This window comes from Polaromonas sp. 39-63-25 (assembly GCF_002278925.1).
Classification (GTDB): domain Bacteria; phylum Pseudomonadota; class Gammaproteobacteria; order Burkholderiales; family Burkholderiaceae_C; genus Polaromonas.
Genome location: NZ_NCJH01000004.1, coordinates 51734 through 71527 on the forward strand (window position 1 = coordinate 51734; position 19794 = coordinate 71527).

Sequence of the window (19794 nt, forward strand, 5' to 3'; positions counted from 1 at the left end):
ATCGTCAAAAGCGCGAGGCCATGTCCCCCCAAGTCCAGCAGGGGCCGCGGGTCCGGCTCCGCCGGCCCGCAGGCGCAGCGCCCCCTCGGGGGGCAGCGACCACACGCAGTGGGGAGCGTGGGGGCTAACAAGTTCATGCATGAAATTTATTGGTGACAGGATAGCGCCAATCCTTGCCGAAGCTCCGGTGGGTAACCCGGATGCCTATCGGTGCCTGGCGGCGCTTGTACTCGTTGATCTTGATGAGCCGGGTCACACGTTCAACCACGGCACGGTCAAACCCCTCCGCCACGATGGCCTCTATGCTCTCGTCGTTTTCCATGTAGCGCTGCAGGATCGCGTCGAGCACCTCGTAAGGCGGCAGGCTGTCCTGGTCGGTCTGGTCGGCGCGCAGTTCGGCGCTGGGCGGACGCGTGATGATGCGCTCGGGAATCGGCTTGCTGCCGGTGCCGTAGGGGTCGTTCTCGTTGCGCCACTGCGCCAGCCGGAACACCGTGGTTTTCAGCAGGTCCTTGATGACGGCAAAGCCGCCCGCCATGTCGCCGTACAGCGTGCAGTAGCCGGTCGCCATTTCACTCTTGTTGCCGGTGGTCAGCACGATAGCACCGAACTTGTTGGACAGCGCCATCAGGAACACGCCGCGGATACGCGCCTGGATGTTCTCTTCGGTGGTGTCTTCCGGCAAGCCCTTGAACTCGCCGGCCAGCGAGGCCTTGAAGGCCTCGAACTCGGGAACAATCGAAATCTCGTCGTAACGCACCTTCATGCGCGCGGCCATTTCGCGTGCGTCTATCCAGGAGATGTCGGCGGTGTAGGGCGACGGCATCATCACCGTGCGCACCTTGTCGGCGCCCAGCGCATCAACCGCAATCGCCAGCACCAGCGCCGAGTCGATGCCGCCCGACAGGCCGAGGATGGCGCCGGGAAAACCGTTTTTGCCGAGGTAATCGCGCACGCCCAGCACCAGCGCGTCCCACAAGTCGGCTTCGGCGCTGCGCAGCGGCGCTTCGCTAGCTATCAATTTAATAGCACCTGGCGAACGTTCCGCCTGGGCCAGGAACAGATTTTCCCTGAAACTTTCGGCCCGGCCGGCGAGCGCGCCGTCAGCCTGCAGGGCAAAGGAATGGCCTTCAAAAACAATTTCGTCCTGTCCGCCCACCAGGTGCGCATACACCATGGGCAGGCTGGTGGCCAGCACACGCTCGCGCATCATGCGTTCGCGTTCGCCGCCCTTGCCCACATGGAAAGGCGAGGCGTTGATGACGGCCAGCAGCTCGGCGCCCGCCTCTTTGGCCAGCCGCGCGGGTTCCTCGAACCAGGCGTCCTCGCAGATCAGCAGGCCGACCCGGACCGCGTCGGCGCCCTCGCCGGCTTCGAACACGCAAACGCCCTGCCCCGGCGTGAAATAGCGGCGCTCGTCGAACACCTGGTAGTTGGGCAGCTCGCGCTTGGCATAAGTGGCTATTACCGCACCTTCACGCAGCACGCGGGCGGCGTTGTGGCGCTGGTGCACCTCGACACTTCTGGTGCGCACGCCGCGGCCACTGTCACCGTGGGTCGGCGTGCCCACCACCACCGTCAGTCCCTTTAACCCGGCCAGCTCCCGGGCCACCAGATTCACGGCATCATCACAGGCTGCGATGAAGGAGCGGCGCAAAAACAGGTCTTCGGCGGCATAGCCGCAGATCGCCATCTCGGGGGTGAGCAACAGGCGCACACCGTCGGCATAGGCCAGACGGGCGGCGTCAATGATTTTTTGCGCGTTGCCCGGCATGTCGCCAACGCAGTAGTTCAATTGGGCAACGCAGATTTTGAGAGTCATGAAAAAGAAAAAACGGTTGGTGCTGTGACTGAAAACGATTATGTCATCCGCGTGCTGGATTCGCCGCTACAGGTGCAGGCCGCCGACTGGAACGCCTTGCTTGCGGCGCAGCCGGGCGACGGCAGCCTGAACCCCTTCATGCGCCACGAGTACCTCGCCGCCATGCTGGAAAGCGGCAGTGCCACCCCGCAAACCGGCTGGACGGCGCGTTTTGTCACGCTGTCCCTGGGCACGCAGCTGGTCGGCGCCTGCGCGCTGTACCTGAAAGACCACTCCTACGGCGAATACGTGTTCGACCACGCCTGGGCCAATGCCTACCACCAGCATGGCCTGCCCTATTACCCCAAGGCCCTGGTGGCGCCGCCCTTTACGCCGGTGCCCGGCCCGCGGCTGCTGGCACGTGATGCCGCCACCCGAACGCTGCTGGTGCAGGCGCTGCTGGCCTGGTGCGCCGAAGAAGGGCTGTCCTCGCTGCACCTGCTGTTTGCCAGTGACGAGGATGTCGCCGCCTGCGAGGAAGCCGGGTTGATGCTGCGGCACAACGTGCAATTCCACTGGACAAATAGGGCCCCCACGCTCGGCACTGACGTGTCCTCGCTGCCCCCCGGGGGGGCGCTGCGCCTGCGGACCGGCGAAGCCGGATCCGCGGCCCCGGCTGGTGAAGACAAAGCCCCCACGCTTGTCGCTTCGCGTACTGCGCTGCCCCCCGAGGGGGCGCTGCGCCTGCGGACCGGCGAAGCCGGATCCGCGGCCCCGGCTGGTGAATACGGGGAGCCTCGCCCGTTTCGTGACTTCGACGACTTCCTGATGTCGCTGAGCCAGGAAAAACGCAAGAAAATCCGCCAGGAGCGGCGCAAGGTGCTGGAGGCCGGCGTGCGCTTTCGATGGTCGCTGGGCAAAGGCATCAGCACTGCCGACTGGGACTTTTTCTACCGCTGTTACGAGCGCACCTACTACGAACACGGCAACGCGCCCTACCTGAGCCGTGACTTCTTCCAGCGCATGCAGGACACCATGCCGGAGAACTGGCTGCTGTTTGTGGCAGAGCGGGACGGACGCCCAATTGCTACAAGTTTGATAGCTGTCAGCGCAGGCGGAACAAGGGCTGGAGGCCAATTTAACTCCATAACATCGACCCGGGTCGCCTACGGCCGCTACTGGGGGGCGCTGGAACGGGTCGACTGCCTGCACTTCGAGGCCTGTTATTACCAGCCTCTGCAATGGTGCATGGAACACGGCTACCAGCGCTTCGAAGGCGGCGCCCAGGGCGAGCACAAAATGGCGCGCGCCCTGCTGCCGGTCAAGACCACCAGCGCCCACTGGCTGGCGCACCCGGCCTTTGCCGACGCGGTGGAGCGCTTCCTGGAACGCGAGGGCGAAGGCATGGCCGGCTACATGGAAGAGCTGGAGCGGCGCAATCCGTTCCGGCAGATCGAGCCCGGCGGCAATGCCCCCTCGTGACGCTACAGTATTCATAGCTGCCAGCGCTTGCCCTCATTGGGCTGGAGGCTGATTTGGCGTATAAGGACAGTTGATTCAAGCTTTTTCTGACATCCTGCTCCACACCCTTTTTTGACGGTTTTTTTCATGCTCGATGCCACCGACGCCCCCGGCCCCACAACGCCGGCCGACCCGCCCGCTTCGCTGGGCCGCGCCCATGCGCGGCGACTGCGCGAGATCTACCGCTCCGCCGGCTGGCCCTGCCAGGACCTGCTGGAAATCGAGTTGCTGGCCGCCGGCTTGCTGCAGCGTGTCGCCGGCCCGTCAGGCCACGAAACCCTGCGCGTCACCGATGCCGGCGTCACCTGCCTGGCCGCCGCACTGGTGCGCAACCGCGCAGCCCTGTCGGCGCACGAGGCGCTGGTCGAACGCGTGGCCTGCGAGATGGCGCGTGCCGGCCGCATCACCTGGCGGGCGTTGAGCCTGCGCGCGCAGCTGCCGCCGCCGGCCGACAGCGCCGCCGCCCGCTGGTGTTTGGTGCGGCCCGACGTGTTTTCGATCCGCAATACCTCGGTGGAAGCCTATGTCGAACCCGTTGTCCACGAGATCAAGGTGCGACGCTCCGACCTGCTGGGCGACCTGCGCCGGCCAGAAAAACGCGGCGCCTACCTCGATCTGGGCGGCGAGTGCTGGTACGTCCTGGGCTGCGACGCCAAAGGCAGGCCGATTGCCACCGCCGATGAAGTTCCGCCGAAATGCGGCGTGATGCAGGTCGAAGGCGAGCGGCTGGTGGTGGCCCGCGCTGCGCCGCGGCGGCCCCGGCAGGCATTGCCTTTCGGCGTGTGGGTCGCGCTGGCCAAGGCCACGCCCGTCGCCGGCCTGCGCGATGACGAACAGGGCCTGCTGGGCGATGCCGACATCCACCCTGGGGAGAAAAAACCATCATGAACAAACAACCCGCCGGCCATTACCAGGTCAAGCTCGTCGAGTGCCCCAGCCTCAGCCCCGACGAACGCGCTGCGGCGGAGCTGCGTTTTCGCATGTCGCTTGAATTTTCCCTGGGCGGCCCCGACCAGGTACTCCCTTCCCTGCAAGCCTACCTGCTGGTGCAATCGCTCAACGAGGACTTGCCGCTGGGCGGGGATGCGTCGGAAGCGGAGGAACAGGTCATCGCGCTGTGGGAGAACGCCGAAGAAGACGCGATCCTCGCGGCATTTCGCCCCTTGAACCGGGACATGGGTGATGCCCGCTTCGAAATCGTTCCGCTATAGTCCACCGCCTTCAGCGCGCAAGCAGCAGGACCAGGCTGGCCAGCGCCGCCATGCCGACGAGCACCAGCGCGCCCGCCAGCCATTGCATGCGGCGACGCTGCGTCTCGATGCGCAGAATCAGCTGCGTGTTCTGCTCGGCCAGCGCCTTGATCAGCTCCGAGGAAGCGAGCATCTGTTCCTGCAGTTCTTTCGTCGCCGTTTCCAGTTCACTGACATGCGCGGTCAGGGTGGCGATGGCCCGGGCCTCGGGCGACAGCGCCGCCTGGCTGGCATCGTCCACCTGCGCGCCGGCGGAAGGCTTCCTGCCCACCGCGTTCCACAATTTTTTCGCGCCAGCCGCGACCTTGGGTGCGTTGCTCACCACCTCGGCCCACGGGACACTTTGCAACACAGTCAACCAGCCTATCGCCATAAAGCCACCTTTCGGGAATTCTCCACACAGACCGCCTGCACCAGGCAGCGTGCGAACATCAGGTGTTCACCCTAACATGGCGGGAAAAGCCACCGGGGATCCATGGCAATAATGCCCATCGAAGACTTCCTGAGGCCTGCCCGACGGGGACAAAACCTGACAAGCCCCTACACTGAGGCATCACCGTTTATGCAAGGTCTGTTCTCGCCAAAGCCGCAAGGCCGCCGCCCAGGAAAGGAGCCATGATCAATTTCACGCCGCAACAATGGCAAATGCTGGTCGAGGCCGGTGCCCGGGATCCCCAGCCATTGCACCTTGCCGACCTGAGCCAGCCTTTTGTGTACGACAGGATGATTGGCGTGATTCACTGCGCGGCCGGTCGCCATCGCCTTGCCATGTCACTGCTGCTGGCCTTCAGGCACGGCTGCGACAGCGGCATTGAGGTCGGCGACAAGCTTGGACTGGAATTTCCGGACGACACGGCCGACCGGTGGCTGGAAGAAACGCCGGGAGTGGCTTTTCGCAGTTCCGTGGGTCGCAAGGTTCAGGCCGGCAAGCGGGCCAGCCTGACCATCATCGAAAAACGCTGGCTGGGCGAGGTGGAGTACCTGTTCGAAGACTAGGGTTCACCCTCGCACAGGCGCCGGCTCCAGCGTAAAGCGGAAAACCACACCTTGTCCGGGCACCGGCTCCGCCCACACCGTGCCGCCGTGGCGGCCAATGATCCTGCGCACACTGGCCAGGACAACACCAGCACGTGGGGATTCCGTCGGGCTCCGCGGAGTCCCGGACTCGTCCGCCGCCGTCTCGACAGCGCCGGACGTCATGCCGGAGCCGTTGTCCCTGACGAAGTAAACCACCCGTCCTTGCGCCGATGGCTCCACGCCAACGACGATTTCGGCCTCCGGATTGCGTGCGGTGTGTTTCCAGGCGTTGCCAATCAGGTTTCCCATGACGGTGGCGATCAGGCGCGCATCGCCCTGGCCGAGCAGCGAGTTTTCGACCACGGCCTTGACCTGTCGCTGCGGGTCGCGCTGCCGGCAGGCTGACAACGCCTTGTCGGCAATCGCGGACAGGTCCAGGGTCTGGGTATTCAGGGGCGCCCGGGACACGTCGGCGAGTTCGAGAAGGGCATCGATCATCTCAGCCATGCGGGCCACGCCGGCCTGGATGCGGTCCAGGTAGTGCTTCTGCTTGTCGTCCATCGACTCGCCGCAGCCGCGTCTGAGCAGGCCGGCAAAGCCCTCGATCGCCACCAGCGGAGAACGCAGGTCATGCGCCATCACATGCGAGAAACGCTCGAGATCCTCGTTGGCCGTCTGCAGTTCTGCCGTGCGATCACGCACACGGTGCTCCAGCGTCGCATTGAGCCTGAGGACTTCTTCTTCCGCTTGCCTTTTCGCTGTGATGTCGCGAATAAAGGTACTGCTCATCTGCCGGCCCCGGCTGTCCGTGTAAGACGATGAAGAAAGCTCGGCCAGGAAAGTGGTCCCGTCACCGCGCCGCAGGACCAACTCCCCGCGGGCAAAACCGGTCCTGCTGCGCTCCTCCAGGAAGCCTGCCAGCCGGGGGTCGCTGGTTACATCGTTGCGCCCAATCCGCCACAGGTCCTGGCGCGTGATGCCGAACATGGCGGAAGCTGCCGGGTTGGCCGTGTGAAAGGAGCCGTCTGCATTGGCCATCAGGTAGGCATCCGGACTGTTCTCAAACAGCAGCCTGTACTTTTCCTCGCTTTCCACCAGATCAGCACGTGCACTTTCCAGCTGCCGGTAAGGCCCCTCGAGGAACTCGATGAAGATGGCCCGAAAAACGAAGAGGTAGGCCTCCACCTTGATGACATGGCCCACCATCGAGTACTGGTCGTGGAACGTTGCATACAGGGTGAAACACAGTTCCGACAGGGCCATCAGGCAGGCGGCGGCAAAAAGCGGAATCAGCGGATAGGGCTGCGGCTTGCGCATGCGCAGGTAAAAACCCGCGGCCGCCGCGAGGTTGAGAACAATGACAAAGTATTCCACCGTAATCTTGGTGGTCGTCAGCCCGGAACCGGGTACAAAAAACCAGGTTTTGATGGCCGGCTCGACCAGCCCGTACACCGAGACCCCCAGCGCAAAAACCAGGCTCAGGCCCAGCAGCCAGTGGCGTTCGGTGTTTCCAATACGGCGGTTCCAGGGCTGGAACGCAATCGCCAGCAAGGCGCCCGCCACCAGCAGGCGTGCTGCCAGGAAAAACGAGATTGACTTGCCGTCTTTGGCCGGGATGAAGAACGCCGGCATGCCCTCGTAGGACAGCAGGTGGACAAAATCAAGAATGGCCACGCCGAAGAAGATGGTGCAAAGCAGCGCTACATTGCTGCGGCCCTCCCGCGAGAAAGTGAACCAGCCGGCGGAAAAAACCAGCATCGACACAATGATGGACACCGTCTCGAACAGGGTGTGCAAATTCGTGTGAACCGCGGCAGGCAGCTCAAAATGCAGCGAGGGGACCAGCACAAACGCGAGAAGCAGGGCAGCGTTGACCAGCCAGACGCCGGAAACCAGCATCAGTGGTCGCCGGTATAAAGCGTGGGGAATCATCAAGAACCAGCCTCCATGCGCCTGCGCCTTTTTACAATTTGTAGCTTCAGTTTAAGGCACAGTCAACCCTCGTCTGTCCGCAGAAACGAGGAAACACTCGGTCTGCCTGGGGGGACGCCATCCCACCCGTCAAAGCTGGCTGTCCTGGTTGGGCGAACTGGCCGGCGGCCGTGCTCGCAAGACCTCCCCGGGGAACAGCACTTCCACGGTGTACCCCGGCTCGCGTGACCACTTCTGTTCCTTGATCAGCCACTGCATGACGAACTCCCGCACCGTCTGGCGCGCCGGCTCGATCACCAGTTGCTGGTAGCCGGCTGATAACGCGCGTTTTTCCAGCTCGGGCGTGATCGACTGCGCCAGCGCCGCCAGATTGTCCTGCTTGTTCAGGCGCGCCCAGCCGTTGTGGGTGTACATCTGCATGGCCGAGGTGTCGAAGGCCACGGGCAGGCTGGGCTTGATGGCGGGCGCCTGGACAATACAGGTCTTGCCGCGGATCACCACATGCCACTCCCGGGCCAGCGCGATGTGATAACGGTAATGCACGGGTGCCTGGATGTGCGACACCGTCGTGCCAAGGTGGATGCCCCAGAACTCCCGAGTGTCCGAGCGTGTGAAACGCTCCTGGGCAATCACCGTGGCCACTTCCAGCAAACCACCCTCGGTACGGATGACGACCGGAACCTCGGGCGCGATCACCGTGGTCTCGATGCGGGTCGTTGTTGCAGGATAGAAGTGCCAGCCGGCCCAAGCCATCAGCGCTGCCACCACCACGATGAGCAAGGCGGCGCCGGGAAGGCGGATATGGGTTGGCATGGTTTCTGGCTTTCTTGCGGACGCTGCGAATGAATTCAATTATGGGCCGCATCCGGCGGGCCAGACAGCCCGGGCCCCGGACGCCGACAACAACAGGGGGCAAGCTCAAGCAAGCACCAAGGCTGCTGCGCCGGTGAAAATCCGCCAAACCCCGTCTCTATTTATCCTCCTTTGTCACGCAGGAGACGACTTTAGGGAAGTCTCCCTTTGTGAAGCCGATCTGCCGCCCCAATACTGGAACAATCCGGAACAACAACGCCAATATCAATACTCACCCCATGGCAGTACCCTCACCCCGGTCTCCAGCACAGAAAAAGTCGCCCGAAAAAGCACGACAAAGCCCGCACGAAGGCCCAGCGCCTAGCGCCTGGCTGCTGGCGCTGGAATTTCGCGCTTTCTGGGAATTCGGCGCGTTGCTGCCCGCGTGGCCCGTGCTGGCCCGGGCGCCCCGCGGAGACGGCCACAGCGTGGTGGTGTTCCCCGGCCTGTCGGCCAGCGACGGCTCGACCATGCCGCTGCGCCGCTACCTCGATTCGCTGGGCTACCAGACCAGCGGCTGGGAACAAGGCTTCAACTTCGGCCCGCGCGCGGGCGTGCTGGAGGCGGCACGCGCCCAGGTGCGGCGCGCGTTCGAGGACAGCGGCCGCAAGGTCAGCCTGATCGGCTGGAGCCTGGGCGGCGTGTATGCGCGCGAACTGGCCAAGGAGCTGCAGCATATGGTGCGTGGCGTGATCACCCTGGGCACGCCGTTTGCCGGCTCGCACCGCTCTACCAACGCCTGGCGTATCTACGAGCTGGCCAGCGGGCGCAAGGTGGCGCGGGAAAGCGAGAACTACGACCTGCCCGCCGCACCACCGGTGCCCACCACCAGCATTTATTCACGCAGCGACGGCATCGTGGCCTGGCAAGGCAGTATTCAGCAATCCTCGCCGGACAACCAGCAGACAGAAAACGTCGAAGTGGTGGCCAGCCACGTCGGCCTGGGCCTGAACCCCAGCGCCTGGTGGGCCGTGGCCGACCGGCTGGCACAACCCGAAGGCCGCTGGCAAGCCTTTGAGCGCAAGGGCACGTTCTGGCACGGGCTGATTTACCCGGACCCGGCCCGCGCCGCCTGAGCGTCGCCCATCAAAAAGAAAAAGAGCGCCTGCAGCATGAACTGCAGGCGCTCTTTTTTTGATAGCTACCTGCGCTTGACTGGCAAGGGCTGGAGGCAAAAAACGCTTTAAATCAGGTGGCTTCGGGATGCTCTTTCTGGTAGTTGGCAATACCGTCCATGATTTCCTTGCGCGCCGCGTCCGGACCTTCCCAGCCCTGGATCTTGACCCACTTGCCGTCTTCGAGGTCCTTGTAGTGCTCAAAGAAATGGGCAATGGTTTTCAGGCGCAGCGGGTTCATGTCCTCGGGCTTTTGCCACTGGGTGTACAGCGAGCATTTCTTGTCCACCGGCACGGCCAACACCTTGCCGTCTTCGCCGGCTTCGTCGGTCATCTTCAGGATGCCGATGGCGCGGCAGGTTACCACCACACCAGGGATCAGCGGCACCGGCGTGATCACCAGCACATCGACCGGATCGCCGTCACCGCTGAGCGTCTTGGGCACATAACCGTAGTTGGTCGGGTAATGCATGGACGTGCTCATGAAGCGGTCCACAAAAATGGCGCCGGACTCCTTGTCCACCTCGTACTTGACCGGGTCGGCATTCATCGGGATTTCGATGATCACGTTGAAAGCGTCGGGGGCGTTTTTACCGGGGGTAACTTTATCGAGGGACATGGTCTCTTTGTGTTGAAGTAATGAAAAGGTGGATGGCTCAGTCAGTATTTACCCTCATTTTACTGATTCGGACCTGACGCTTCGCGAACTTGTCACGATTTGGCGTTAAATTTCAAAGGTTGGCCAATCGTCTTGTCTCTACGTAGGACACGAGCAACGAGGAAGCAACGCAGCGGGGGCACCGCTAGCGTGGCGCCTCCTCCAAGCGAAAAACAACGTAGGAGATCTCTCTATGACAGGCAACCCAGCGCTTATTCTTGCGCTCGTCTGCGGACTGGCCGCCGTGGCTTACGGCTTCTGGGCCCGCAGCTGGATTCTTTCCCAGGACGCAGGCAACGCGCGCATGCAGGAAATTGCAGCCGCGATTCAAACCGGCGCCGCCGCCTACCTGGCGCGTCAATACAAAACCATTGCCATCGTCGGCGTCGTGCTGGCGATTTTGATCGGCATCTTCCTCGATGTGCCGAGTGCCATCGGTTTTGTCGTCGGCGCCGTGCTTTCGGGCGCTTGCGGCTTCATCGGCATGAACGTCTCGGTGCGTGCCAACGTGCGCACCGCACAGGCGGCCACCCGCGGCATTGGCCCCGCCCTCGATGTCGCCTTCCGTGGCGGCGCGATCACCGGCATGCTGGTGGTCGGCCTGGGCCTGCTGGGCGTGACGGCCTTTTACTGGTTCCTGGTGGGCAACGGCAACTACACGCCCAATGCCAACCTGGCCAACCTGCTCAATCCGCTGATCGGTTTTGCCTTCGGCTCCTCGCTGATCTCGATTTTTGCGCGCCTGGGCGGCGGCATTTTCACCAAGGGCGCTGACGTCGGCGCCGACCTGGTGGGCAAGGTCGAAGCCGGCATTCCGGAAGACGACCCGCGCAACCCGGCGGTGATCGCCGACAACGTGGGCGACAACGTGGGCGACTGCGCCGGCATGGCTGCCGACCTGTTTGAAACCTACGCGGTGACGCTGATCGCCACCATGGTGCTGGGCGCCCTGCTCGTCACCAACGCCGGCACCAGCGCGGTGGTCTATCCGCTGGCGCTCGGCGCGGTCTCCATCATCGCGTCCATCATCGGCTGCTTCTTCGTCAAAGCCTCGCCCGGCATGACCAACGTGATGCCGGCGCTGTACAAGGGCCTGGCGGTGGCCGGCGGCCTGTCGCTGATTGCCTTCTACTTCGTGACCACCTGGCTGATGCCCGACAACGCCATCAAGGCGGCGGGCACGCAGATGGCCCTGTTCGGCGCCTGCGCCGTGGGCCTGGTGCTGACCGGCGCGCTGGTCTGGATCACCGAGTACTACACCGGCACGCAGTACGCCCCGGTGCGCCATATTGCGCAAGCCTCCACCACCGGCCACGGCACCAACATCATTGCCGGCCTCGGCGTGTCCATGCGTTCGACCGCCTGGCCTGTGATTTTTGTCTGCATCGCGATCTGGGTCTCGTTCCAGCTGGCCGGCCTGTACGGCATTGCGATTGCTGCAACCTCCATGCTGAGCATGGCCGGCATCGTGGTGGCGCTCGACGCCTACGGCCCGATCACCGACAACGCCGGCGGCATCGCCGAGATGGCGGACATGCCCAGCAGCGTGCGCGACATCACCGACCCGCTGGACGCGGTGGGCAACACCACCAAGGCCGTGACCAAGGGTTACGCCATCGGCTCCGCCGGCCTGGCCGCACTGGTGCTGTTTGCCGACTACACGCACAAACTCGAAGCCTACGGCAAGGCCATCAGCTTTGATCTGAGCGACCCGATGGTGATCATCGGCCTGTTCATCGGCGGGCTGATCCCCTACCTGTTCGGTGCGATGGCCATGGAAGCCGTGGGCCGCGCCGCCGGTGCGGTGGTGGTCGAGGTACGCCGCCAGTTCCGCGAGATCAAGGGCATCATGGAAGGCACGGCCAAGCCTGAATACGGCAAGGCAGTGGACATGCTGACAACGGCCGCCATCAAGGAAATGATGATCCCCTCGCTGCTGCCGGTGGTGGTGCCGATCCTGGTCGGCCTGCTGCTGGGCCCCGCTGCGCTGGGCGGCCTGCTGATGGGCACCATCGTGACCGGCCTGTTCGTGGCGATCTCCATGTGTACCGGCGGCGGTGCCTGGGACAACGCCAAGAAATACATTGAAGACGGCAACCACGGCGGCAAGGGTTCCGAGACGCACAAGGCCGCCGTGACCGGCGACACCGTGGGCGACCCCTACAAGGACACCGCCGGCCCGGCCGTCAACCCGCTGATCAAGATCATCAACATCGTGGCGCTGCTGATCGTGCCGCTGATGATGAAGTTCCATGGCGGCAATGCCAATGCAGCGCCGGCCACCCCGGTGGCAGCCCCCGCTGCGATGAGCGCGCCGGCCGCACCTGTTGCAACGCCGGTGGCACCGGCCATGCCCGCACCGGCGCCCACCCAGGCACCCGGGGCAGCGGCGACGCCGACCCCAGCGAAATAAAAGAAGAAAAAGCCACGCTTTACTTCGGCCCGCTTCGGCGGGCTTTTTTTATGGGTGCGGCCCAGCAAGCACTGCACGCACCAGTGTGCTGCAGGCCGGTGTCAGGGCTGCCAGCTCTGCTGTGCGATTGCCTTCAATGGCCTGCAACACCAGTTCATTGATGCCGCCGACCACGGCCATCGCCATGGCCGCCGTCAACGCAGCGTCCTGAGGGCTGTGCCGGTGGCCGGCATGAACAACCTGCACCACAAAGTCGGCCAGTTCCTGGTTCATCCTGCGCCTGACCTGCAAGCCCTCCGCGCCCAAACCGAGGATCTCAATGAAGAGGGTGCGCAGCAGCGCCGGATTACTGGCCAGGCAGCCCAGATAGGCATTGAGTGCGTGATCAACCTGCGTTTGCCAGTCCCGTGTCGGGTCAATCGCATCCTTGAGCACTTTGAACGCGCCATGGCTGGAGGCCATGTACAACGCAATCAGGCAGTCTTTCTTGGTGACAAAACATTCGTAGAAGGTGCGTTTGGAAACGCCGGCTTCACGCACGATGTCCGCCACGGTGGTGTCGGCGTAGCCCTTCAGGGCCACGCTGTGCGCCATGCCTTCGAGCAGGCGCGAACGATAGGCCCTGGCCGCTTCCATGCCGGCGGCGGAGATGTCCTCGGAATACATGGGTCAGCCATCCTCCATACAAAGTTAAAACCATGGCGGTACTTGACAGTACCACAGCGCCACCCTATAGTTTCCCTTTCTGGTACCAACGGGTACCAAACTGTTTCCATGGGAGAAAACATGAGTGAACTGGTTGTGCGCCGCCTGCTGATTGACCTTGAGACACCCCTGCCGCGGCACTGGTGTGGCGGCGACGCGTTTCGCACCGCGTTTTTCAACGCGCTGTCCATGAGTTTTCCGGTCGGTGAGCAGTTTTTTATCGATTCGGTGCGCAACGGCCTCAAAGCCCTGTCGCCTGAACTGCAGGACCAGTACAAGGCGGAGGTCCAGGGGTTTATCGGGCAGGAGGCCACGCATCGCCGCGTTCACGGTCTCTTCAACAAGCACCTCGAAAACCAGGGCCTGGTCAACGACTGGGCGCCGCGCGCTGAAAAAAACATGCAGTTGCTGGCCGGCACCAACCCGCGCCATGCGCTGGCCATCACCGCAGCCAACGAACACTTCACCGCGATTCTGGCCGAATGGATGCTGAGCAACCACGACCTGCTCGACGGCTGCGAGCCGCGCCTGAAAACCATGTGGCTGTGGCATTGCGCCGAAGAGTCGGAGCACAAGAACACGGCCTTCGACGTGTACACCGCACTGGGCGGCAGCCACGAGTGGCGCATCAAGTGGTTCCGCCGCATCACCTTCGTGTTCCTGACCGACACCTTGCGCCAGACCGTCAACAACCTGCAGCACGACGGCACCTTGTGGCAGTGGCGCACCTGGAAAAGCGCCGCCGGCTTCCTGTTCGGCCAGCGCGGTCTGGTGCGCCAGACCTTCAAACCCTGGCGCGACTATCTGCGCACCGACTTTCACCCCAACCAGCAGGCCAGTGACCTGTCGGCGCGCTGGCTGGCGAGCAACACCAGCGCCTACACCCCGGTCGGGGCATAAGCCCGCGCAGCCGTAGCTCAACAGCTATTCATTTCATAGCGTATTCCCCTCCTGAAAAGGGGGCTGCGGCCCGATCCGGCCTGATTTTTTGCGAACCCTGCGTTTTCGCGGAAAATCATATGCATGCAACTCAATTACATCGCCAACGCGTCGGTCCGCTCCGCCTCGGGCAAAACCATTCCTGTGATCGATCCGTCCGACGGACAGGTGTTCGAAGAGATCCAGCGCAGCAACGCGCAGGACATTGACACGGCGGTTCAGGCCGCCCACGACTGCCTGCACACCGTCTGGCACAAGGTCACAGCAGCCGAACGTGGCCGGCTGCTGATGGCCCTGTCACGCAAGGTGGCCGAACATGCCGACGAACTGGCCCTGATCGAGCAGCGCGACTGCGGCAAACCCACCAAGCAGGCCAAGGCCGATGCCGCCGCGCTGGTGCGTTATTTCGAGTTCTACGCCGGCGCCTGCGACAAGCTGCACGGCGAGACCCTGCCCTATCTGGACGGCTACAGCGTGATGACCTGGCGCGAGCCGCATGGCGTGACCGGCCACATCATTCCCTGGAACTACCCGATGCAGATTTTCGGCCGCAGCGTCGGCGGCGCCCTGGCCGCCGGCAACGTCTGCGTGGTCAAGCCGGCCGAAGACGCCTGCCTGTCGCTGATCCGCGTGGCCCAGCTGGCCGCCGAGGTCGGTTTTCCGGCCGGTGCGATCAACATCGTGACGGGTTACGGCCATGAGGTCGGTGACGCCCTGGCCCGCCACAAGGGCATCCACCACATCAGCTTCACCGGCAGCCCGACGGTGGGCACCCTGATCCAGCAGGTGGCGGCCGAGCGCCATTGCCCGGTGACGCTGGAACTCGGCGGCAAAAGCCCGCAAATCGTTTTTGCCGACGCCGATCTGGACATGGCGATTCCGGCACTCGTCAACGCGATTGTGCAAAACGCCGGCCAGACCTGTTCGGCCGGCTCACGCCTGCTGATTGACCAGCACATTTATGAACCGCTGCTGGAGCGCCTGGGTCTGGCTTTCGAGAAGCTGCGCGTCGGTCCCGCCACGATGGATCTGGACGTGGGACCGCTGATCCGCCAGACCCAGCAGCAACGCGTCTGGGACTTTCTGAGCGACGCGCAGGTGGCAGGCATCCCCATGGTCGCGCAGGGCCAGATCGTCGACGAAGCGCCGGACACTGGTTTTTACCAGGCCCCCACCTTGCTGCGCGATGTGCCGGTGAAACACCGCCTGGCTCAGGAAGAGGTCTTCGGCCCGGTGCTGTGCGCCATGAGTTTCAGCGACGAGGACCACGCGGTCGAACTCGCCAATGCCACCCAGTTCGGTCTGGTAGCCGGCATCTGGACCCGCGACGGCGGCCGCCAGTTCCGCATGGCCAAACGTGTGCAGAGCGGCCAGGTCTTCATCAACAACTACGGCGCCGGCGGTGGTGTGGAGCTGCCCTTTGGCGGCGTCAAGTCATCGGGTTATGGGCGCGAAAAAGGCTTTGAGGCGCTGTACGGCTTCACCACACTGAAAACCGTCGCCATCCGGCACGGCTGAACCCGCCCCCCTTTTCTCAAGAAAAAACAGGCTGCAGCCCTTTCCCATAGGGCGCCAGCAGCTACTGAATTAATAGCACCCAAGGAAACACCATGCGACTCCAGGACAAATCCATCATCGTCACCGGTTCGGGCGGCGGCATCGGCGAAGGCATTGCCAAACGCCTGGCCGCTGAAGGCGCGAAAGTCATCGTCAACGACATCAACACCGCCCTGGGTGAAAAAGTCGTGGCCGACATCGTGAAGGCCGGAGGCACCGCGTCCTTCTTTGCGGCCGACGTGACCAAAACCGCCGAGGTCAAGGCGCTGGTGGCTGCGGCCGTGCAGCGTTACGGCAAGCTCGACGTGATGGTCAACAACGCCGGCTGGACGCACCGCAATCAGCCCGCGCTGGAAACCACCGAAGAAGAATTCGACCGCTGCTACGCGATCAACGTGAAAAGCATTTACCTCTCGACCATCCACGCCACGCCGGTGTTCCGCGCCCAGGGCGGCGGCAGCTTCATCAACATCGCATCCACCGCCGGCGTGCGTCCGCGCCCCGGCCTGACCTGGTACAACGGCTCCAAGGGTGCCGTCATCACCACATCGAAGTCGCTGGCGGCCGAACTCGGCCCGGACAACATCCGCGTCAACTGCATCAACCCGGTGTTCAACCCCGACACCGCGCTGTCCACCCAGTTTGCCGGCGGCACGGTTACCGGCCCCGAAGGCGAAGCGCGCCGCGCCAAATTTTTGTCCAGCATTCCGCTCGGGCGTTTTTCAACGGCGCTCGACGTGGCCAACGCCGCGCTCTACCTGGCCAGCGACGAAGCGGCATTCATCAGCGGCGTGTGTATCGAGGTGGACGGCGGGCGCTGCGTTTAAGCGCGGTCAGCAGGGGCAAGCGGCAGCCAAACGGCCGGCACGGCCCCAATGCGTTAAATTGCGGGTAAGAAGGTGCACATGACCGAGAAAAAAATCATTCCCCTCGCAGACATCCGCTACGCCGCGCGCGTGCCGCACATCCCTGCCCAGCTGCAGGCGCCCACCGGCCTGCTGGCCGACAGGTTGGCGCGGCCGCTGCGCGACCTGCGCATCAGCGTGACCGACCGCTGCAACTTCCGCTGCAGTTACTGCATGCCCAGCGAAGTCTTCAACAAGGACTACGCTTTTTTGCCGCAGACCTCGCTGCTCAGTTTTGAAGAGATCACGCGCCTGACGAAAATTTTCGTCGCGCACGGTGTCGAAAAAATCCGGTTGACCGGCGGCGAGCCGCTGCTGCGCAAACACCTGGAAGTGCTGATCGGGATGCTGGCCCGGCTCGAAACACCGCAGGGCAAACCGCTGGATATCACCCTGACGACCAACGGTTCGCTGCTGGTCAAAAAGGCCCAGGCCCTGAAAGACGCCGGCCTGCAGCGCGTCACCGTGAGCCTGGATGGGCTGGACGACGCGGTGTTCCGGCGCATGAACGATGTGGATTTTCCGGTGGCCGACGTGCTCAAGGGCATCGAGGTGGCGCACAAGGTGGGCCTGGCGCCCATCAAGGTCAACATGGTGGTCAAGCGCGGCACCAATGACGCCGAGATCCTGCCCATGGCCCGGCACTTCCGCAACTCCGGGGTGGTGCTGCGCTTCATCGAATACATGGATGTGGGCGCCACCAACGGCTGGCGCATGGACGAGGTGATGCCCTCGGCCGAAGTCATCCAGCGCCTGCAGCAGGAGTTTGCGCTCGACGCCATCGACCCCAACTACCTGGGCGAAACCGCCGAACGCTGGCGTTATACCGACGGCGGCGGCGAAATCGGTGTCATCAGCAGCGTGACCAAGGCCTTTTGCGGCGACTGCAACCGGGCCCGCCTGTCCACCGAAGGCAAGCTGTTCTTGTGCCTGTTCGCCCACCAGGGCCACGACCTGCGTGCGCTGCTGCGCGACAGCCACTATTCGGACGAACAGATTTCCGGCGCCGTCGCTCACATCTGGCAGGGCCGCGACGACCGTTATTCGGAACTGCGTGCGGCACTGCCTGCGGATACCGGCATGCCAGACAGCAACGCAAAACGCGTCGAGATGAGTTACATAGGCGGCTAGGCCCGACAAATAAATGATTGACACGATAGACGGCGCAGAAATCACCGGCATCATCCTTGCCGGTGGACGCGGCTCGCGCATGGGCGGCGCCGACAAGGGGCTGCAAAGCTTCAACGGCGTGCCGCTGGCGCTGCACACCCTGCTGCGGCTGTCGCCGCAAGTCGGCGAGGTGATGGTCAATGCCAACCGAAACCTGGCGGCCTACGAATCGTTTGGCGTGCCAGTCTGGCCCGATGCGGCCGGGCTCGGCGAATTTTCGGGTCCGCTGGCTGGCTTTCTGACCGGGCTGGAACGCTGCGAGACACCCTACCTGCTGACCGTGCCCTGCGACACCCCGCTGTTCAGCGAGGACCTGGTCGCCCGCCTGGCCGAGGCGATGGTGCGCGAGGATGCCGACATCGCCGTGGTGGCCGCCCCCGAGGAAGACGGCCAGTTGCGCGCGCAGCCGGTCTTCTGCCTGCTGCACACCCGCCTGCTGGAAAGCCTGATGCTGTTCACCACCAGCGGCGGGCGCAAGATCGATGCGTGGACGGCACAGCACAAAACCGTGCTCGTGCCCTTCAACCAGCCGGGCGACGACCCGCGCGCCTTCTTCAACGCCAACACGCTGGCCGAGTTGCACCAGCTCGAAGCCCTGCGACCGTGAAAAGCATCGCCCAGATCGCCGCCGAACTGCAGGGCTACGATCCGCAGGCCCTGTCCGCCGCTGATGTGCTGCGGTTTCTGTCGCTGCTGGTGGAGCCAGTGCAGGACGTCGTGGAACTGCCGCTGTTCGAGGCCCTGGGCCGGGTGCTGGCGGCCGACGTGGTGTCGCCGTTCGACGTGCCGCCGCACGACAACTCGGCCATGGACGGTTATGCCTTCGACGGCAGCCAGCTTGCATCAGGCACGGCATTGACGCTCAAGGTAGTCGGTACGGCGCTGGCCGGCAAAGCCTGGCAGGGCTCGGTCGGCACCGGCGAGTGCGTGAAGATCATGACCGGCGCCATCATGCCGGCCGGGCTGGACACCGTGGTGCCGCAGGAATTTGTCAGCGTTCAGGCGGACACCGTCACCCTGCCCGCCCAACTGCTGCAGCCCGGCGACAACCGCCGGCTGCGCGGCGAAGACCTCATGCAGGGTCGGCCGGCGCTATCAAAAGGTGAGCTTCTCACGCCCGCCCGGCTTGGGCTGGTGGCCTCTTTAGGCCTGAAAAGCGTGACCACCCGGCGGGCGCTGCGCGTCGCCTACTTTTCCACCGGCGATGAAATCCTGTCGCTGGGCGAGGCGCCGCGCGAAGGTGCGGTCTACGACAGCAACCGCTACACGGTGTTCGGCATGCTCACGCGGCTGGGCTGCGAGGTGATCGACATGGGCGTGGTGCGCGACGACCCGGCCCTGCTGGAGGCGGCCTTCACGCGTGCTGCGGCGCAGGCCGACGCCATCATCACGTCCGGCGGTGTCAGTGTCGGCGAGGCCGATTACACCAAGGCCATGATGAAAAAGCTCGGCGACGTGGCCTTCTGGAAAATTGCCATGCGGCCCGGGCGGCCCATGGCGGTGGGCCGGATCCCTCAAGAAAAATCGGCCTCCAGCCCAATGACTGCGGGCGCAAGCAGCTTCCAAAACAATAGCAATCCGAACGGGGCGATTCTTTTTGGGCTGCCGGGCAACCCGGTCGCGGTGATGGTGACCTTTCTGGCTTTTGTGCGTCCGGCCCTGCTGCAGATGATGGGTAACACGGCCCCGGACGCTCCGCTGCTCAAGGCCCGCAGCCTGGAGCCCATGCGCAAGAAGCCGGGTCGCACCGAGTACCAGCGCGGCTGGGTGTCCACGACCGCCGACGGTTCACTGCAGGTCAGGACCACCGGCAACCAGGGCTCGGGCGTGCTCAGTTCCATGGCGCAGGCCAATGGCCTGATCGTGCTGCACCATGCCCAGGGCAGCGTGAATGTGGGCGAAGAGGTCGATGTCATGATGTTCGAGGGTGTGCTCTGAAGCCGTGCACCTGACCAGCAG

At 63.9% G+C, this 19794-nt stretch carries 18 protein-coding genes; 12 read left to right on the forward strand and 6 right to left on the reverse strand.

Annotated features, from left to right (window positions below; all coding sequences use genetic code 11):
• Nucleotides 1-133: 133 nt before the first annotated feature.
• Nucleotides 134-1822, reverse strand: a complete 1689-nt coding sequence (locus B7X65_RS05515) for an NAD+ synthase (RefSeq protein WP_293593299.1) — start codon at nucleotides 1820-1822, stop codon at nucleotides 134-136.
• A 24-nt stretch (nucleotides 1823-1846) separates the two neighbouring features.
• Here B7X65_RS05515 and B7X65_RS05520 point away from each other — a divergent pair, with 24 nt between their 5' ends.
• The 3 genes from B7X65_RS05520 (at nucleotide 1847) to B7X65_RS05530 (ending at nucleotide 4533) form a co-directional block, all read left to right on the forward strand.
• Entirely contained in the window at nucleotides 1847-3283 is a 1437-nt protein-coding gene (locus tag B7X65_RS05520; protein WP_293593300.1) for a GNAT family N-acetyltransferase, read from the forward strand.
• Nucleotides 3284-3409: 126 nt separating this feature from the next.
• Entirely contained in the window at nucleotides 3410-4210 is an 801-nt protein-coding gene (locus B7X65_RS05525; RefSeq protein WP_293593379.1) for a hypothetical protein, read from the forward strand.
• Nucleotides 4207-4533: a hypothetical protein gene (locus B7X65_RS05530; RefSeq protein ID WP_293593301.1), complete on the forward strand. Its 327-nt coding sequence runs from the start codon at nucleotides 4207-4209 to the stop codon at nucleotides 4531-4533. The genes B7X65_RS05525 and B7X65_RS05530 overlap by 4 nt, the downstream gene beginning before the upstream one ends.
• Nucleotides 4534-4543: 10 nt before the next feature.
• Here B7X65_RS05530 and B7X65_RS05535 read toward each other — a convergent pair whose 3' ends face one another.
• The gene (locus B7X65_RS05535; RefSeq protein ID WP_293593302.1) at nucleotides 4544-4945 is read right to left on the reverse strand and encodes a hypothetical protein; all 402 of its coding nucleotides are present in this window, start codon (nucleotides 4943-4945) and stop codon (nucleotides 4544-4546) included.
• 242 nt (nucleotides 4946-5187) lie between these two features.
• On the opposite strand from B7X65_RS05535, the gene B7X65_RS05540 reads away from it, so the two are divergent.
• Entirely contained in the window at nucleotides 5188-5568 is a 381-nt protein-coding gene (locus B7X65_RS05540) for a hypothetical protein (protein ID WP_293593303.1), read from the forward strand.
• A 3-nt stretch (nucleotides 5569-5571) separates the two neighbouring features.
• On the opposite strand, the gene B7X65_RS05545 is transcribed toward B7X65_RS05540, so the two are convergent.
• Complete coding sequence (locus tag B7X65_RS05545) at nucleotides 5572-7488, reverse strand: MASE3 domain-containing protein (RefSeq protein WP_293593304.1); 1917 nt, start codon at nucleotides 7486-7488, stop codon at nucleotides 5572-5574.
• Between the two features lie 162 nt (nucleotides 7489-7650).
• On the reverse strand, nucleotides 7651-8334 hold the full coding sequence (locus B7X65_RS05550) for a hypothetical protein (RefSeq protein ID WP_293593305.1): 684 nt from the start codon (nucleotides 8332-8334) through the stop codon (nucleotides 7651-7653).
• Between the two features lie 278 nt (nucleotides 8335-8612).
• Here B7X65_RS05550 and B7X65_RS05555 point away from each other — a divergent pair, with 278 nt between their 5' ends.
• Nucleotides 8613-9449, forward strand: a complete 837-nt coding sequence (locus B7X65_RS05555; protein ID WP_293593306.1) for an alpha/beta hydrolase — start codon at nucleotides 8613-8615, stop codon at nucleotides 9447-9449.
• A 112-nt stretch (nucleotides 9450-9561) separates the two neighbouring features.
• Here the strand turns inward: B7X65_RS05555 and ppa are convergent, their stop codons facing one another.
• Nucleotides 9562-10107, reverse strand: coding sequence for an inorganic diphosphatase (gene ppa / locus B7X65_RS05560; RefSeq protein ID WP_293593307.1), 546 nt, complete (start codon nucleotides 10105-10107; stop codon nucleotides 9562-9564).
• A 232-nt stretch (nucleotides 10108-10339) separates the two neighbouring features.
• Between ppa and B7X65_RS05565 the strand changes: the two genes are divergently transcribed.
• Entirely contained in the window at nucleotides 10340-12559 is a 2220-nt protein-coding gene (locus B7X65_RS05565) for a sodium-translocating pyrophosphatase (RefSeq protein WP_293593308.1), read from the forward strand.
• 48 nt (nucleotides 12560-12607) lie between these two features.
• Here the strand turns inward: B7X65_RS05565 and B7X65_RS05570 are convergent, their stop codons facing one another.
• The gene (locus tag B7X65_RS05570; protein WP_293593309.1) at nucleotides 12608-13225 is read right to left on the reverse strand and encodes a TetR/AcrR family transcriptional regulator; all 618 of its coding nucleotides are present in this window, start codon (nucleotides 13223-13225) and stop codon (nucleotides 12608-12610) included.
• Between the two features lie 120 nt (nucleotides 13226-13345).
• Between B7X65_RS05570 and B7X65_RS05575 the strand changes: the two genes are divergently transcribed.
• The 6 genes from B7X65_RS05575 (at nucleotide 13346) to glp (ending at nucleotide 19773) form a co-directional block, all read left to right on the forward strand.
• Nucleotides 13346-14164: a metal-dependent hydrolase gene (locus B7X65_RS05575; protein ID WP_293593310.1), complete on the forward strand. Its 819-nt coding sequence runs from the start codon at nucleotides 13346-13348 to the stop codon at nucleotides 14162-14164.
• 123 nt (nucleotides 14165-14287) lie between these two features.
• The gene (locus B7X65_RS05580; RefSeq protein WP_293593311.1) at nucleotides 14288-15721 is read left to right on the forward strand and encodes an aldehyde dehydrogenase family protein; all 1434 of its coding nucleotides are present in this window, start codon (nucleotides 14288-14290) and stop codon (nucleotides 15719-15721) included.
• A 92-nt stretch (nucleotides 15722-15813) separates the two neighbouring features.
• On the forward strand, nucleotides 15814-16587 hold the full coding sequence (locus B7X65_RS05585; protein ID WP_293593312.1) for an SDR family oxidoreductase: 774 nt from the start codon (nucleotides 15814-15816) through the stop codon (nucleotides 16585-16587).
• Between the two features lie 78 nt (nucleotides 16588-16665).
• Nucleotides 16666-17796, forward strand: a complete 1131-nt coding sequence (moaA, locus tag B7X65_RS05590; protein WP_293593313.1) for a GTP 3',8-cyclase MoaA — start codon at nucleotides 16666-16668, stop codon at nucleotides 17794-17796.
• Nucleotides 17797-17809: 13 nt separating this feature from the next.
• Nucleotides 17810-18442 carry a molybdenum cofactor guanylyltransferase MobA gene (gene mobA / locus B7X65_RS05595; RefSeq protein ID WP_293593314.1) on the forward strand — a complete coding sequence of 211 codons (633 nt, stop codon included), beginning with the start codon at nucleotides 17810-17812 and terminating at the stop codon, nucleotides 18440-18442.
• On the forward strand, nucleotides 18439-19773 hold the full coding sequence (glp, locus tag B7X65_RS05600; RefSeq protein ID WP_293593315.1) for a gephyrin-like molybdotransferase Glp: 1335 nt from the start codon (nucleotides 18439-18441) through the stop codon (nucleotides 19771-19773). The genes mobA and glp overlap by 4 nt, the downstream gene beginning before the upstream one ends.
• The last annotated feature ends 21 nt before the right edge of the window (nucleotides 19774-19794 follow it).